This is a genomic window from Actinophytocola sp. (assembly GCF_036402745.1).
Lineage (GTDB): Bacteria > Actinomycetota > Actinomycetes > Mycobacteriales > Pseudonocardiaceae > Actinophytocola.
In genome coordinates this window covers 1-14,315 of record NZ_DASWSJ010000246.1, presented here as the reverse complement: position 1 = coordinate 14,315, position 14,315 = coordinate 1, and the positions used below count along the sequence as shown (strand labels likewise).

Below are 14,315 nucleotides of genomic sequence, written 5' to 3'. Positions count from 1 at the left end.
TGTGCGGCGGCGCCCAGTCCTTCGGCAGCGCGGAGTACGCGTGGCTGGCCGCGAACGCGCCGGCCTTCGGCTGGTCGAACCCGCCGTGGGCGCGCCCGGGGCAGGGCCGCGAGGAGCCCTGGCACTGGGAGTTCACCGGTTGAGCTCCAGAAATTGTCGGACCCCCTCTCTACCGTTCGGGACATGAGGAACTCGAACCGCAAGGAGCAGGGAATGATCATCGACTGCGACAGCTGTGTGGTGCGTGGGCTCGCCTGTGGCGACTGCGTGGTCAGCGTGCTGCTGGGCGCTCCGCCGCACGTGGAGCTGGACGCCTCCGAGCAACGTGCCATCGACGCACTGGGGAGGGCGGGCATAGTCCCGCGACTACGCCTCGAACCCATCGACAAGTCGGCGTGAGCGGAGCGAACCATTCAGCACAGTGAGCGGGAGTGACGGAGCGTTCGCCGTCTGGACGCGTGAGCGGGAGCGACGGAGCGTTCGCCGTCTGGACTGACGAGCGCGCGCAGGCGCGTCAGCGCCGAGCACGGGAGGAGGGAAGACGGCGAGTAGCGCAGGAGCGAAGCGAACCATGGGGCACAGCGCGGAGCTAGCCAGCAGGCACCCTGAGTGGGCGTGACAGTCCCTGTTTGGTGCTGTAACCAGGCGAACACGCGCGGCAGTCGAACTCCGTCGCCGAACGGTCGTCTTGCGTCGCCGAACGGACGCGGGTGCCGTCCACGGACCGGGTGAACTGCGATGTTGTCGCGGTCACACTGTGAAGTTAGGACTGCTCCATTGGTGTTTCCAAGGGTCTGAACCACTTTTTTCGCCAGCCCCAGTAGACGCGTGGACTCACTTTTCGTAACCTGTCCGAGATCTCGCGGCCGACAGCGGCCCACCCCGGGGCCGCTACGCGAGATCGCCGCCGAATCAGCCTTTGTCGGGGAGGCTGGACCGGATTCCCCCACGGTGGGGCGAGAGCACTGATCGCACAGCCGTTGTTGCGGCTGAGCGCGGTCTGAAGTCGTGCTTTTTGCCTCGTCGGCGGTCCCGAAGGACAGAAGGAGACCCGCGCTAACGTGGCGTCGCATCGAATGAAGCGCGCATTCCGGGCAGCAGTCAGCGTCACCGCCGCCATCGTGGTGGTGAGTGTCTCCCCCTCGCCGGCGCTCGCGCTTCCTCCCGCCCACCAGCAGCCCCCACCGAGCACCGCGTCGGAGGCCCTCGACCAGTACCGAGAGCTGACGAAGCAGGCCGAGAAGGTCACCGAGGACTGGCTCGCCGCCAAGACCGACCTGGACAAGAAGAACGCGCAGCTCACCAAGGCCAGCGCCGACCTCGCCAACGCGAAGGCGGCCATGGCTCAGGCAGCGGCGGATGAAGAGGCGTTCCGCGGCAAGGTCGACGTCCTGACCAGCGCCTCGTTCCAGGGTGCCCGGTTCAACAAGCTCTCCGCCCTGCTCACGGGGTCCTCCGCCGAGAACTTCCTGGAGCGGGCCGCGGCCCTGGGTGTGCTGGCGTCGGACAACGAGCAAGCGCTGTCCAAGCTGACGGGGGCGGTCAACCTGGCCGCCGACGCGCAGGCCAAGTCCGCCGCTGCGCAGAAGAGCGCGCAGGACGCGACCAACGCCGCCCGGGCGCTCACGGACAAGATCGCCAAGACCAAGAGGGACCTGGACGCCCGCAAGGACAAGGTCCAGGCCGCGTACAACGAGCTGAGCGGCGCCCAGCAGCAGCAGCTGGCCGGTCCGGTGGACAACAGCGTCTTCCTAGGCCCGCCCGGTGCCGGCGGCCGCGCCGCCGAGGTCGCCATGCAGCAGCGCGGCAAGTGGTACGTGTACGGCGCCGACGGCCCCAACACGTTCGACTGCTCGGGTCTCACGATGTACGCCTACAACGCGGTGGGCATCAACCTGCCGCACTCCAGCCGCGCGCAGTACGGCTACGGCAAGTCCGTGTCGTACGGCCAGTGGCAGGTCGGCGACCTGCTGTTCTACGGCAGCAGCCCGGGCTCCATCCACCACGTCGCCATGTACATCGGTGACGGCATGCTGGTGCACGCGTCCACCTCGGGCACGCCGGTCAAGACCGGTGCCGCGCCCGACGGCGGTGGCGGTGACTACCTGGGGGCCCGCCGCATCGCCGGCTGACCTCACAAGATCGGCACAAGATCGAAAAGTCTCGGGACCGGTGCGGCGCGCACCGGTCCCGAGACGTCTGTGGCCTTAGCATTCAGCTGTGACCGACCGGGCGAGCCTGCGGACGTGGTTGGGCGCGGCGGCGGCCGCGACCATCCTCGGTGGTCTCGCCCTGGTGGCCGTCCCCGGCCAGGATGTCTTCCCCGCCGCCCCCGGTCCCGGCCAGCCGCTGGGCGCGGCCACCCCGGCGCGGCCGGCCGACCAGGCCGACGCCACCCGCGTGGAGGCCGTCGGCGACCTGCTGGCGCGCCGCGCCAAGGCCGTCCGCGACCATGACGTGCGGGCCTTCCTCACCACCGTCGACCCCACGGCGGACGAGCCGTTCCGCGCCAGCCAGCAGCGGCTGTTCACCAACCTCGCCACCGTGCCGCTGGCCGAGTGGTCCTACCAGCTCCACCCGGACGACACGCTCGACGTCACCGAGCTGCCCGCCGAGGTCACCGGCCGAAGCGCCGCCGCCGACCTGTGGGCACCCGCGGTCGACCTGCGCTACGCCCTGGGCGGCGGCGACGTCACGCCGACCAACCGGGCCATGGGCTACCTGTTCGCCCGCCACGACGGCACCTGGTACCTGCGCTCCGACAACGCCCTCGACCAGCTCGGCCGGCGCACCTGGCGCGGGCCGTGGGACTTCGGGCCGTGCCAGGTCACCAGCACCCAGCACGGCATCGTGCTGAGCCACCCGGGCAACGACCAGATGGTCGCGCGGCTGGTCCGCGAGCTGGACCCGTCGGTCCGCGCGGTCAGCCAGATCTGGCCGACGAGGTGGTCGCAGCGGGTGGTGCTGATGCTGCCGGACTCGCTCGGTGAGATGCGGGCGCTGGTCGGGCCGGACTTCCCGGTCGAGTCGGTGGTCGCGGTGGCCGTCGCGGACCGGGTGGACAACGCCACCCGCACGGTGGCCGGCCAGCGGGTCGTGCTGAGCCCCAGCGGCGTGCGCGCGCTGTCGATCCCCTCGCTGCGGGTGGTGCTGCGCCACGAGATCACCCACCTCGCCGCCCGTGCCGACACCGTGGACGGCTCACCAACGTGGCTGCTCGAGGGCTTCGCGGACTACGTGGGCTACCGGGACAGCGGCGTCACCCTCGAGGAAGGCGCCCCCGACCTCGCCAAGCGCGTCCGCGACGACGGGCCGCCCACGTCGCTGCCCGAGGACCGGTGGTTCCGCTCGAGCGGGGCCGACCTCGACCAGGCCTACCAGCAGAGCTGGTCGCTGGCCCGCTACATCGCCGACCGGTACGGCGAGGAGACGCTCATCACGCTGTACCGCAGGCTCGCCGCGGTGGGTCCGGCGTCCGCGAGCAGGACCGATGACCTGCTGCGGGAGGTTCTGGGGGTCGACCGCGCGAGGCTCGTGGGGGGTTGGCAGGACTACCTGCGGGACGCGCTCAAGTAGGGTTTGCCGGTGCCTCGGACCTTGGTCGTGACCAACGACTTCCCGCCCCGACCCGGTGGGATCCAGTCCTACCTGCACGCGCTCGCGACCCGGCTGCCCGACCAGGACCTCGTCGTCTACGCGCCGTCGTGGAACCACCAGACCGGCTCCCACCCCGAGTTCGACGCCGAGCAGCCCTTCCCGGTGATCCGGCACAAGACCGGCCTGATGCTGCCGACCCCCGACGTCGCCCGGCGCGCCCGCGAGATCATGCGGGCCGAGAGCTGCGACACGGTCTGGTTCGGCGCCGCCGCGCCGCTCGCCCTGCTCGCGCCGCGGCTGCGGGCCGCCGGCGCGCGCCGGGTCATCGCCAGCACGCACGGGCACGAGGTCGGCTGGTCGATGCTCCCGGGCACCCGGCAGGCACTGCGCCGCATCGGCACCACCACCGACGTCGTGACGTTCGTCAGCAAGTACACCCGCTCCCGGTTCGCCTCGGCGTTCGGCCCGATGGCCGCGCTGGAGTACCTACCCTCGGGCGTGGACACCGAGCAGTTCGCCCCGAACTTCGCCGCGCGCAAGGAGATCCGGGCCCGCTACGGCCTCGGCGACCGGCCCACCGCGGTGTGCGTGTCCCGCCTCTGGCCACGCAAGGGCCAGGACATGCTGATTAAGGCGCTGCCGCAGATCCGCAAGCGGGTCCCGGAGGCGGCGCTGCTCCTCGTCGGCGGCGGTCCGTACCAGGACCGCCTGCGCGCGATGGCCGACCAGCTCGGCGTCGGCGACCACGTGATCATGACCGGCCGGGTGCCGTGGGAGGAGCTGCCGGCGCACTACGTCGCCGGCGACGTCTTCGCGATGCCCTGCCGCACCCACGGCCGCGGCCTCGACGTCGAGGGCCTGGGGATCGTCTACCTGGAAGCGTCCGCGTCCGGGCTGCCGGTGGTGGCCGGCCGCTCCGGCGGCGCCCCGGAGACCGTGCTGGACGGCGTGACCGGCAACGTGGTCGACGGCCGCGACGTCACCCGGATCGCCGAGAAGGTGGCCGACCTGCTCGCCGACCCCACCTGGGCCGCCGAGATGGGGGAGGCCGGCCGCCGCTGGGTGTCCGCCCACTGGCGCTGGGAGGACATCGCCGCCCGGCTGGCGCGCCTACTCGATGGCAGCGCCTTCTGAGGTAAGGCCTGTCTCGTAGATCATCGGGTGAAGTCCTGCGCCGACCACCGGAACCTCAGGGGACCGTGACGGCACCCAGCCACCATCCACCTCGATACCCGCACTATTCGCCGGGACCCAACGCACACTGTTAATCCCGGGGAGGCGGACTAGTGCCCGCCCACGGCGCGTAGCTCGGCCGCGTCCAGCACCGGCTGGATCTCCTCGTTCGTCGCCAGCTGGACCGCCGCGACCCGGGAGGCGACCTCGGCGGGCAGCGGGATGTACGAGATCTCGATCCCGTGCGCGACCTTGCCGTCCATCGTGCGCGCGAACAGCTCCTGGAACTCCCCCGACGTGAGGACGAGGATCCGCTTGCTCGCCCGGACGAGCGAGAGGAAGTACAGCTCGGCGATGCAGTTCAGCACGTTGCCCGTGGGGTGCCGCCCGCCGGACGCGGTCTTGATCGACGCCACGATGCGGCGGTTGTCGGACACGGCGTCGAACTCGTGGTACCCGCCCGGTTGTAAGCGCAGGGCCTCCTTGGTGAACACGGTCTCGTACTTGGCCGACAACACATCCCGCACGTGGTCTTCGACGGCGTTCGTGAGGTATCGGGAGTTGACCATCCTGGCCCTCGCTTCCGGATTGGCCCCATCATGGAGTGGTCGGTAGCGCGGGTCCACTGTTACCGGGCGTCGCCGCAAGCATGCGCAACGCAGTTGGTCGGTACGGAGGCTTCGGTTCGCGCGGTCAGCGGGGTAGCGCCCACGACTCGACGGCCGAGAAGTCGTCGGCGTGGTCGAGCGTGCGCACCGGTGCCGGCGCCCGCTCGGTGGGGGCGGGAGCCGGCACCGGGGCACTCGGCCGGGCGGCGATGATCTCCGACAGCTCGGCCGTCAGCTCCTCGCCCGCCACCGGCTCCAGGGCGGCGAGCCCGTCGGACAGCGCGGCGGCCGACGCCTCCTGGGTGAGCCGGAAGATCTCGGCGGCCAGCTCGTCGGGCTCGAGCGCCATCGCCTCGGGGGACAGGTCCAGCGAGAGCAGCCGGCCCTCGAGGTTCACCCGCACCCCGACCCCGCTACCGGCGGCGGTGGCGGTGATCCGGCCCAGCGTGTCGAACAGTCCGTCCGCCTGGTCGTTCAAGGCCGCGGTGGCGTCGACCAGCTGGTCCACGGTGTAGGTCTCGTACCCCATCAAGCCCTCCACGAGTCCGGTGTCGTCGCCTCGGCGCGCTCGGTCAGGGTGGCCTCCTGGTTGAGGCCGAGCAGGGTCAGCTCGTCCTCGCCCAGGCCGTCCAGCGCCTCGTGCAGCGCGGCCTTCGTCCGCTGGTTCGCCACCGCCGTGGCCTCGGCGACCGCGGCCAGGATGCCGGCCGCCAGCGCGCGGGAGCCCTGCGCCATGGCCCGCCGGTCCAGCGCCAGCGACGAGAGCGCGCCGCCCGGGTAGACCTCGACCCGGAGCCCGCCCGAGCCCGCCGATCCCGTGATGTCGCGACCGGCATCCTCTCGCGGGCTCGGTGATGCCGCTCGCGGTCGCCCTGTGTCGATCGATTCGCTCGCAAGCTCGCTCATCGTGGATGCACCCCTCCGTAGAACGTCGAGCTGGACAGCGTGTGCGTCACCCGCTGCACCTTGTCCGACGAGTTGCCCTCGATCAGCGTCACCTTGTCGCCGTGGACGCTCTCCACGATCCCGATGTGCGAGCTGGTGTGCGTGTTCTGCGGGCCCGTCCCGAACAGCAGCACGTCCCCCGGCCTCGCGGCGTGGAGGTCGTGCTTGCCGTACGCGAGGCCGTGGTCCTGGCCCCAGTGGTAGACGTCGCCGGTGAACGGCAGGATCCCGATGTCCACACCGGACTTCCGCCAGACCCAGGTCGCGAAGTTCGCGCACCACGCGCCGGTGGGGCCGTACTTGTTCTGGTTGCCCGGGCCCTCGTGGTAGCCGAGCTGGCTCTCCGCGAGCTTCTTGATCTTGTTGCGGACGCCGGACCTGGTCTTCGGCGGCGCCGACCTCGCCGTCGACCCGGTGTGCCTGCGCTTGCGCCGGGCCGGGTCGGCGAACCCGTCGTGCTCGACCGTTTTCTCCAGCTTGCCCAGCGCCTCGGCGGCGTCCTTCAGCTGCCCCCGCACCGAGCGCACGTGCCGGACCGACTCGTTGGTGTAGTCCCGCGCGAGGTCGACGACCTGCCCGACGGCCCGTACCAGCGCCCCCTGCGCGCCGGCCCCGGTGACCCCGCGGGCGGCGTCCAGCAGCCGGGCCGCCTTGGTCGTGTACTCCTCGACGAGGTTCGCGACCGCCTTGTGGTTCGAGTCGAGCGAGGCCGCGGCGGCGCCGACGATCTCCGCGGCCTTGGTCGACGCGGTCGCCGTCGTGCCCAGGGCCTTGGTCATCCGGCGCGCGCGGCGGTCGAAGCCGGCGGCGTTGTGGCCCTCCCAGTGGCTGGTCGCGGTGACCGCGCCCGCCTTGTGGTCGTCGTGGTGGCGCGCGACGGTCCTCGCGGCGGTGTCCAGCGCGGCGTGGGCCTGGTAGGCGTCCTCGGCCTTGCCGGCCAGCTTGTTGCGGTGCGCGATCAGCTGCCCGGCTGCCTTGCGCGCGATGACCCTGCTGTCCACGGCCCCGTCCTCTCCCGTGCGTGGGCGACGAGGTCACCTTCCGACGGGACGGCCGCTCAGCGGAAGCGGTGCTGCACGGATGAGCACATCGGCTGCACGATCAGGCCGGCGGCTCGCCCGCGGGCAGCTCGTGCACCGCGATCCCGATGCCGCGGTAGAACCGCACGAGGTCGGCGTCGAGCGGCTCGCCCGAGGTGATCGCGGCGACGCACCGGCCGCCGAACGCCGCCCGCAGCTTCGGGTAGACGACCGTGTCGGCGAGCGCGTGCTGCAGGCGCAGCACCAGCGACGGCCGGGTCCGGGCGCCGTAGCGCACGGCCACCGACGCGGCCGCGTCGAACACGGTCGAGCGGCCCTCGGTGGCGGCCTGCTCGCGCGCGGAGGCGTGCAGGTCGTGCAGGAGGTCCGTGCCGGCGACGATGGTCCGCGGCCGGAACATGCCCAGGTCGGTGACCAGGTTGCCGGCGGTGGAGACGTGGCCGAGCGTGGTGCGGGTGTAGACGCAGGCCAGCGACAGCAGCCGGGCGGCGAGGTCGGCCAGCGGCAGCAGGACCAGCAGCGAGTTCCCGGCCCGCAGCAGCGGGGCGAACCGCGCGATCATGCGGCGGACCTCGGCGAGCATCTCGCCGTGGGTGAGCTCGATCCGCTTGGGGTGCGTGGCGCCGGGCGGGTAGACGAGCGTGGCCACCGCGTCGGCGGCGACCGCGAGCCGGCGCTCGCGTGCGGTGGCGTCGTCGACCTCCTCGCCGAGCTCGGTCAGCTCGGCGACGGCCGGCACGACGTCGTCCAGGTCTCCCTCGCCGGCACCGCCGTCGAGCTGCCAGACCCAGCCGAGCTCGGGCAGCCGGTCGACGATCCGGCGCAGCGCCTCCCGGTGCGCACCGGTCTCGAGCACGATCGCGCAGGCGCCGGAGTCGGACAGGATCCACTCGAGGTCCTCGGCCGTGGCGCCGGCGTCGATCGGCACCGTCTGGCAGCCGGCCGCCCAGGCGGCGAAGTCGAACAGCGTCCACTCGTAGCGCGTGCCGGCATGGAGGGCGATCCGGTCACCCGGCCGCAGCCCCGCCGCGATGAGCCCCTTGGCCACGTCGACGACCTGCCCGGCGAACTCGCCGGTGGTCACGTCCAGCCAGGAGCCGTCGGTCCGGCGGCGTACCCCGATCACGCCCCCGAACCGCTCCGCGTTCGCCATGACCATGTCGGTCAGGCTTTCCGCGCTGGTGTCCCCGTCGGTCACACCAGGAAAACTAGCGTGAACCTCACCTGACATGCTGCACGGGTGCCCACCGTGGATGTGATCGACGAGACGTTCCTCGCCGTGCCACCCGGTTCGGTGGCCGCCGCGTTCGCCGATCCCGGTGCGTGGCGCCGATTCTGGCCCGACCTGCGGCTGGAGGTCTACGCCGACCGCGGTGTCGAGGGGCTGCGCTGGACCGTGCGGGGCGCGCTGGTCGGCACGATGGAGGTCTGGCTGGAGCCGGTGTTGGACGGCACCCTGCTGCACTACTTCCTGCGTGCGGACCCGCCGCCCGGAGCCGTCGCCCGGCCGGGCCGGCTGCGCCGGGAGAAAACCCGCCGTCAGCTGGCCGCGAAGGCCGTGGCGCTCGACCTCAAGACCGTCCTGGAGGACGGCCGGCGCCCGGGGTGCCCGCCGCCGGCCAGCTAACCTGCGATTGTGCGGGTTCACGTGGTGTCAGACGTACACGGCAACGCCGAGGCACTGGCCAAGGCCGGGGACGGCGCCGACGCGCTCGTGGTGCTCGGCGACCTGATCGACTTCGTCGACTACCATGATCATTCCGGCGGGATCATGGGCTCGGTGTTCGGCCCGGACAAGATGGCGACGTTCGCGAAGCTGCGCCGGGAGCGCCAGCACAGCGAGCTGGCCGCGTTCGCCGGGACACTGTGGACGAGCCTCGCCGATCCCGGCTCGGTGGTCGAGGACGCCATCCGCGAGCAGTACGAGCGCCTGTTCGCCGCGATGACCGTGCCGACCTACGCCACGCCCGGCAACGTCGACGCGCCCGCGCTGTGGCCGGAGTACGCCGGGGACAACGTGCGGATCCTCGACGGCGAGGTGGCCGAGCTCGGCGGGCTGCGGTTCGGCTTCGTCGGCGGCGCGCTGCTGCCGCCGGGCGCGGTGCGCCGCCGTGGCGGGGTGTTCCACGCGTACCTGCGCACCGACGAGGAGATCGCCGCGGCGCTGGCCGGGCTCGACGACGTCGACGTGCTGTGCAGCCACGTCCCGCCGGACGTGCCCGAGCTCACCTACGACGTGGTGTCCCGGCGCGCGGAGTTCGGCTCGGCCGCGCTGCTCGAGATGATCAGGACGCAGCGGCCGCGCTGGGCCCTGTTCGGGCATGTGCACCAGCCGCTGGCGTCGCGGATGCGGGTGTCCTACACCGAATGCGCCAACGTCGGCCACTTCCAGCGGACCCAGCGGCCCTATGTGCTGCGTTGGTGACCTCGTGACCGGGTAGCCTCCCCGGCATGGCCGATGAGTCCACCCAGTCGATCGTGGTCGACGCGCCGCCCCAGGACATCATGCCGGTGATCGCGGACTTCCCGGCGTACCCGGAATGGGCCAACGCGGTGAAGAAGACCGAGGTCCTGGAGGAAGGACCGGACGGCAAGGCGAAGCAGGTCCGCTTCACCCTCGACGCGGGGCCGTTCAAGGACGTCTACACGCTCGCGTACGACTGGGCCACCGACGGGCTCTCGGTCAGCTGGACGCTCGTCAAGGGGCAGATGCAGCGCTCGCAGACGGGGCAGTACCTGCTCACCCCCGAGGGCGACAAGACCCGGGTCACCTACACGCTGTCGGTCCAGCTCGCCGTGCCGATGATCGGCCTCTTCCGGCGCAAGGCCGAGAAGATGATCATGGACATCGCGCTGAAGGAGCTCAAGCGCCGGGTCGAGGGCGACTAGGCCCGGGGCGGTATGGCGGGCGCGCGGATTCTGCTGTTCACCGGCAAGGGTGGGGTCGGCAAGACCACCCTCGCCGCGGCGACGGCTGCCCGGCTCGCGGTCGGCGGGCACAAGGTGCTGGTCGCCTCCGCCGACCCGGCGCACTCGCTCGGCGACGTGTTCGGCCGGCCGCTCACCGGCGAACCGTCCGAAGTGGACACCTGCCTGTACGCGGCGCATGTGGACGCCCGTGGGCTCGTCGACAAGGCCTGGCAGGACATCCGCCGCCAGCTGCGCACCGCGCTCGCCGGCGCCGGGCTCGACGACCTGGACGCCGCGGAGCTCACCGTCCTGCCCGGGGTGGACGAGCTGCTCGCGCTCACCGAGGTGGCCCGGCTGGCGAAGGAAGGGCCGTGGGAGGTCGTGGTCGTCGACTGTGGACCCACCGCGGAGACGTTGCGCCTGCTGGCGTTGCCCGAGGCGGTGGCCGGCTACGTCGAGCGGCTGTACGGGTCCGGCGGCGCCCTCGCCGGGCTCGCCGCGCATCTCGGCGCGCTGCGCCGGCTGCTCGTCGACCCGGCGGTGACGAGTGTCCGGCTGGTACTCACGCCGGAGCGGCTCGTGGTCGCCGAGACCCGCCGGACGCTGGCCGCGTTGGCACTGCGCGGGATCCGGGTCGACAGCCTCGTCGCGAACCGGCTCGTGCCGCGGGCGAGGACTCGGTTGCGGGGCCGGGCATCGATACCGTGGCGCGGGCCGGCGGCGAGCTGGCTGCGCACCCGCCGGGCCGAGCAGGACGCGGTACTGTCCGAACTGGACGCTTCGACGCCGCTGCGGGTGCACCTGGTGGAGCACCGGCCGGCCGAGCCGGTCGGCATCCGCCCGCTGCTGGAGCTGGCCGGCGAGCTGTACGGCGACGCCGACCCGCTCGACGCCCCGTTCGGCGGGGACGACGTCCGGCCGCTGCTGGGCATCCGCACGCTCGACGAGGGGGGCTACGAGCTGACCGTCGCACTGCCGCTGACCGACTCGAGCGAGCTGGACCTCGCCCGGGTCGGCGACGACCTCGCGATCACCGTCGACGGCGTGCGCCGGCTGGTCGCGTTGCCGGTGCTGCTGCGCCGGCATGCGGTCACCGACGCGGCGGTCGAGGACGGCGGGCTGGTGCTGCGGTTCGAGGAGCAGGCGTGAGCGCGTCGGCGCCGGGTACCCGGCTGGTCGAGGAGCTGCGGCTGCTGCTGGACGCGGTGGCCGACCGGGCCGGGCCGTGGCTGGACCGGGTCTCCGCCGACTCGCCGACGGCCGGCTGCCGCTGCCCCGCGTGCGCGGTGCTCGCGCTGGTCCGCGGCGAGCCGAACGAGCTGGCCGCGCAGAGCCTCGACCGCGTCGCCGACCTGGTGGCGCTGCTGCGCGCGGTGCTCGCGGACCGGTGGGAGCCCGGGATGCCGCACATGCCCGGGTTCACCCCGGCCGCCCGGTCCGGTGACCGGCCGCGGGTGCAGCGGATTCCGGTGCGCCGCAAGGGAGATCCGCGGGATTGAAGGCCAAGACGACCATCGGGGTGGACATCGGGGGCACCAGCGTGCGGGCGGGCGTGGTGGACCGGTACGGCAACGTGCTCGACACCGCCCGCGCGCCGACGCCCACGAGTGAGGGCGCGCTCGAGGACGCGATCGTGTCCGCGGTCGGCACCCTCGCGGCGCGGCACCGGGTGACCGCGGTCGGCCTCGCCGTCGCCGGTTTCGTGACCACCGACCGCCGGTCGGTGATGTTCGCGCCGCACCTGGCGTGGCGCAAGGCGCCGGTGGCCGACCGGATCTCCGAGCGGCTGCGGCTGCCGGTGGTGCTCGAGCACGACGCCAACGCGGCGGTGCTGGCCGAGCACCGGTTCGGCGCGGCCCGCGGTGCGGGGGTCGCCCTGCTCGTCGCGATCGGCACGGGCATCGGCGGCGGGTTGTTGCTGGACGGCAAGGTGTTCCGCGGGGCGTACGGCGTGGCGCCGGAGCTGGGGCACCTGTCGGTGGTGCCCGGCGGCCGGCCGTGCCCGTGCGGGAAGTCGGGGTGCTGGGAGCGCTACTGCAGCGGTACCGCGCTGTCGACGACCGCGGTGGAGCTGCTGGCCCGGCACCCGGGCGGGTCCACCGTGCTCGCCCGCGAGGTGACGGTGGACAAGCGCGCGGTGACCGGCCGGAAGGTGGCCGCCGCGGCCCGCGACGGCGACCCACTCGCCCAGCGTGCGATGGCCGAGCTGGCGACGTGGCTGGGCGAGGGCCTGGCGCTCGTGGCCGACATCTACGACCCGGAGATCGTGGTCATCGCCGGCGGCGTGTCCGAGTCGGCCCCGCTGTTCCTCGACGACGCCCGGGACCACTACAAGAAGACGATCACCGGCGCCGGCTACCGCCCGCTGGCCCGCATCCGCACCGCCCAGCTCGGCGACGACGCGGCGATGGTGGGCGCCGCGGCCTTGGCGGCGGACGGCGGCTGAGCCCGCGGCCGCCGTTACCCGGCGGGTGTCCTAGATCTGGGCGCCGTCGTCGCGGCCGCTGCCCGGGTCCCGGTCGCGGGGGGAGTGGCGCACGCGCAGCAGCAGCATCGCGCCGCCGCACGTGAGGGCCACGAGGGCGATCGGCGTGCCGATCCGCGCGTCGAGGCCGATGACCCCCGGCACGATCAGCAGCACCACCGACGCCACGATCAGCACCAGCGCCACGATCGTCAGCGGGCGCAGCCGGGGCAGCGGCGGCGGCTCCGGCGGGACGTAGTGCTCGTCGTCGGTGCCCCAGGACCAGTCCCACTCGCCCTCGTGGCCGCGCCACGACGCCGGGGGCGGGCCGCCCGCCGGCTTGGCGGGCTCGGGCTCGGCATGGTCGGCCTGGGCGGTCTGGCTGGCCTGGCCGGACTGGTCGGGCCGGTCGGACCGGTCGTCGGAGGAGGGCGGTGGGCCGTCGGGAGGGTCGTCGAGATCGGGCAGTCGGGAACCGACGCCCTCACGTTCCAAGTCGGCCACGATCGCAGCGAACGCGGCGTCGACGTCCTCCGGCCGGTCAGCCACCTGGGCCTCCTTGCTTCAGGCACTCAGGCACGAGCAGGTGATGTGGCCATCGTCGCACGAACCGGAGTGTGGATGGCCGGATCCCACCGCCTTGTTTACTCGTTGGGTACCGTGGCGACCGGAGGGATCTCCCCGGTGGTGGCCGGTGTTACATGTTCCGACTTTTGGGTGGCGAAGGATTGTGCCGGCCCCACACCCTTCGTACGCTCGACAAACGGCCGAACACGGGAGGCGTGGGTAGCGGTGCTGTACTGGTGGATGAAGCATGTGTTCCTCGGACCAGTGCTACGGCTGTTCTTCCGCCCGGAGGTCGAGGGTGAGGAGAACGTCCCGGCCTCGGGCGGCGCGCTGCTCGCCAGCAACCACCTCGCCGTCGCCGACTCGTTCTTCCTTCCGTTGATGCTCAAGCGGCGGGTCACCTTCCCGGCCAAGCTCGAGTACTTCACCCAGCCCGGGTTCAAGGGCCGGTTCAAGAAGTGGTTCTTCACCGGCATGGGCCAGATCCCGATCGACCGCTCCGGCGGCGCCGCCGCGCAGGCCGCGCTCGACACGGGCATCCGGCTGCTGCGCGAGGGACACCTGCTCGGCATCTACCCCGAGGGCACCCGCTCCCCGGACGGGCGGCTGTACAAGGGCAAGACCGGCCTCGCCCGGATGGTGCTCGAGTCGCGGGTCAAGGTCATCCCGGTGGCCATGTTCGACACCGACAAGGCCAACCCGATCGGCTCCAAGATGTGGCGCCCGCACAAGATCCGCATCAAGATCGGCAAGCCGATGGACTTCTCCCGCTACGAGGGCCTCGCCGGCGACCGCTTCGTGGAGCGCTCGATCACCGACGAGATCATGTACGCGCTGATGGAGATGTCGGGCCAGGAGTACGTCGACATCTACGCGGCCAAGGCCAAGGAGCTGCTCGCCGCCCAGGACGTCGGCGAGCCCGCCGACCTGCCCACCCAGCAACGCCGCACCGCCTCCGGCGACCCGACCGACGCCGACCGCATCCCCGAGACCGAGGCCGGCTGACAGACC

At 72.4% G+C, this 14,315-nt stretch carries 17 protein-coding genes; 11 read left to right on the top strand and 6 right to left on the bottom strand.

Going from position 1 to position 14,315, the window contains the following annotated elements:
- Positions 1-183: 183 nt before the first annotated feature.
- From VGD70_RS23380 to VGD70_RS23365, 4 genes are all read left to right on the top strand, one after another.
- Positions 184-399, top strand: coding sequence for a hypothetical protein (locus VGD70_RS23380; RefSeq protein ID WP_331084770.1), 216 nt, complete (start codon positions 184-186; stop codon positions 397-399).
- A gap of 677 nt (positions 400-1,076) precedes the next feature.
- On the top strand, positions 1,077-2,132 hold the full coding sequence (locus tag VGD70_RS23375) for a C40 family peptidase (RefSeq protein WP_331084768.1): 1,056 nt from the start codon (positions 1,077-1,079) through the stop codon (positions 2,130-2,132).
- 88 nt (positions 2,133-2,220) lie between these two features.
- Complete coding sequence (locus VGD70_RS23370; protein WP_331084766.1) at positions 2,221-3,576, top strand: hypothetical protein; 1,356 nt, start codon at positions 2,221-2,223, stop codon at positions 3,574-3,576.
- Between the two features lie 9 nt (positions 3,577-3,585).
- A complete protein-coding gene (locus VGD70_RS23365) occupies positions 3,586-4,731 on the top strand; it encodes a glycosyltransferase family 4 protein (protein WP_331084764.1) in 1,146 nt (381 codons plus the stop codon).
- Between the two features lie 149 nt (positions 4,732-4,880).
- Here the strand turns inward: VGD70_RS23365 and VGD70_RS23360 are convergent, their stop codons facing one another.
- From VGD70_RS23360 to VGD70_RS23340, 5 genes are all read right to left on the bottom strand, one after another.
- Positions 4,881-5,339, bottom strand: coding sequence for a hypothetical protein (locus tag VGD70_RS23360; protein ID WP_331084762.1), 459 nt, complete (start codon positions 5,337-5,339; stop codon positions 4,881-4,883).
- Positions 5,340-5,463: 124 nt separating this feature from the next.
- Complete coding sequence (locus VGD70_RS23355) at positions 5,464-5,907, bottom strand: hypothetical protein (RefSeq protein WP_331084760.1); 444 nt, start codon at positions 5,905-5,907, stop codon at positions 5,464-5,466.
- The gene (locus tag VGD70_RS23350; protein WP_331084759.1) at positions 5,907-6,284 is read right to left on the bottom strand and encodes a YbaB/EbfC family nucleoid-associated protein; all 378 of its coding nucleotides are present in this window, start codon (positions 6,282-6,284) and stop codon (positions 5,907-5,909) included. Before VGD70_RS23350 ends, VGD70_RS23355 begins: the two co-directional genes overlap by 1 nt.
- Positions 6,281-7,324 (bottom strand): CHAP domain-containing protein, encoded by a 1,044-nt coding sequence (locus tag VGD70_RS23345; protein WP_331084756.1) that lies wholly within the window; start codon positions 7,322-7,324, stop codon positions 6,281-6,283. The genes VGD70_RS23350 and VGD70_RS23345 overlap by 4 nt, the downstream gene beginning before the upstream one ends.
- 100 nt (positions 7,325-7,424) lie before the next feature.
- Positions 7,425-8,561 carry an AMP-binding protein gene (locus VGD70_RS23340; RefSeq protein WP_331084754.1) on the bottom strand — a complete coding sequence of 379 codons (1,137 nt, stop codon included), beginning with the start codon at positions 8,559-8,561 and terminating at the stop codon, positions 7,425-7,427.
- A gap of 42 nt (positions 8,562-8,603) precedes the next feature.
- Here VGD70_RS23340 and VGD70_RS23335 point away from each other — a divergent pair, with 42 nt between their 5' ends.
- From VGD70_RS23335 to VGD70_RS23310, 6 genes are read left to right on the top strand one after another with little or no spacing between them, the layout of a single operon-like run.
- The gene (locus VGD70_RS23335; RefSeq protein ID WP_331084752.1) at positions 8,604-8,990 is read left to right on the top strand and encodes a polyketide cyclase / dehydrase and lipid transport; all 387 of its coding nucleotides are present in this window, start codon (positions 8,604-8,606) and stop codon (positions 8,988-8,990) included.
- A gap of 9 nt (positions 8,991-8,999) precedes the next feature.
- Positions 9,000-9,788 carry a metallophosphoesterase family protein gene (locus VGD70_RS23330; protein ID WP_331084750.1) on the top strand — a complete coding sequence of 263 codons (789 nt, stop codon included), beginning with the start codon at positions 9,000-9,002 and terminating at the stop codon, positions 9,786-9,788.
- A 26-nt stretch (positions 9,789-9,814) separates the two neighbouring features.
- Positions 9,815-10,252, top strand: a complete 438-nt coding sequence (locus VGD70_RS23325) for an SRPBCC family protein (protein ID WP_331084748.1) — start codon at positions 9,815-9,817, stop codon at positions 10,250-10,252.
- Between the two features lie 12 nt (positions 10,253-10,264).
- Positions 10,265-11,422: an ArsA family ATPase gene (locus VGD70_RS23320; protein WP_331084746.1), complete on the top strand. Its 1,158-nt coding sequence runs from the start codon at positions 10,265-10,267 to the stop codon at positions 11,420-11,422.
- Complete coding sequence (locus tag VGD70_RS23315; protein ID WP_331084744.1) at positions 11,419-11,772, top strand: hypothetical protein; 354 nt, start codon at positions 11,419-11,421, stop codon at positions 11,770-11,772. The genes VGD70_RS23320 and VGD70_RS23315 overlap by 4 nt, the downstream gene beginning before the upstream one ends.
- Before the next feature lie 20 nt (positions 11,773-11,792).
- Positions 11,793-12,719: an ROK family protein gene (locus tag VGD70_RS23310; protein WP_331084772.1), complete on the top strand. Its 927-nt coding sequence runs from the start codon at positions 11,793-11,795 to the stop codon at positions 12,717-12,719.
- 30 nt (positions 12,720-12,749) lie between these two features.
- Here VGD70_RS23310 and VGD70_RS23305 read toward each other — a convergent pair whose 3' ends face one another.
- Positions 12,750-13,286 (bottom strand): hypothetical protein, encoded by a 537-nt coding sequence (locus VGD70_RS23305; protein ID WP_331084742.1) that lies wholly within the window; start codon positions 13,284-13,286, stop codon positions 12,750-12,752.
- 243 nt (positions 13,287-13,529) lie between these two features.
- On the opposite strand from VGD70_RS23305, the gene VGD70_RS23300 reads away from it, so the two are divergent.
- A complete protein-coding gene (locus VGD70_RS23300) occupies positions 13,530-14,309 on the top strand; it encodes a lysophospholipid acyltransferase family protein (RefSeq protein ID WP_331084740.1) in 780 nt (259 codons plus the stop codon).
- Positions 14,310-14,315: the final 6 nt, after the last annotated feature.

Excerpts from the sequence above, each read along its gene's own strand:
- VGD70_RS23380 (WP_331084770.1), top strand. The coding sequence starts at position 184 with ATGAGGAACTCGAACCGCAAGGAGCAGGGAATGATCATCGACTGCGAC.
- VGD70_RS23375 (WP_331084768.1), top strand. The coding sequence starts at position 1,077 with ATGAAGCGCGCATTCCGGGCAGCAGTCAGCGTCACCGCCGCCATCGTG.
- VGD70_RS23360 (WP_331084762.1), bottom strand. The coding sequence starts at position 5,339 with ATGGTCAACTCCCGATACCTCACGAACGCCGTCGAAGACCACGTGCGG.
- VGD70_RS23355 (WP_331084760.1), bottom strand. The coding sequence starts at position 5,907 with ATGGGGTACGAGACCTACACCGTGGACCAGCTGGTCGACGCCACCGCG.
- VGD70_RS23350 (WP_331084759.1), bottom strand. The coding sequence starts at position 6,284 with ATGAGCGAGCTTGCGAGCGAATCGATCGACACAGGGCGACCGCGAGCG.
- VGD70_RS23325 (WP_331084748.1), top strand. The coding sequence starts at position 9,815 with ATGGCCGATGAGTCCACCCAGTCGATCGTGGTCGACGCGCCGCCCCAG.
- VGD70_RS23320 (WP_331084746.1), top strand. The coding sequence starts at position 10,265 with ATGGCGGGCGCGCGGATTCTGCTGTTCACCGGCAAGGGTGGGGTCGGC.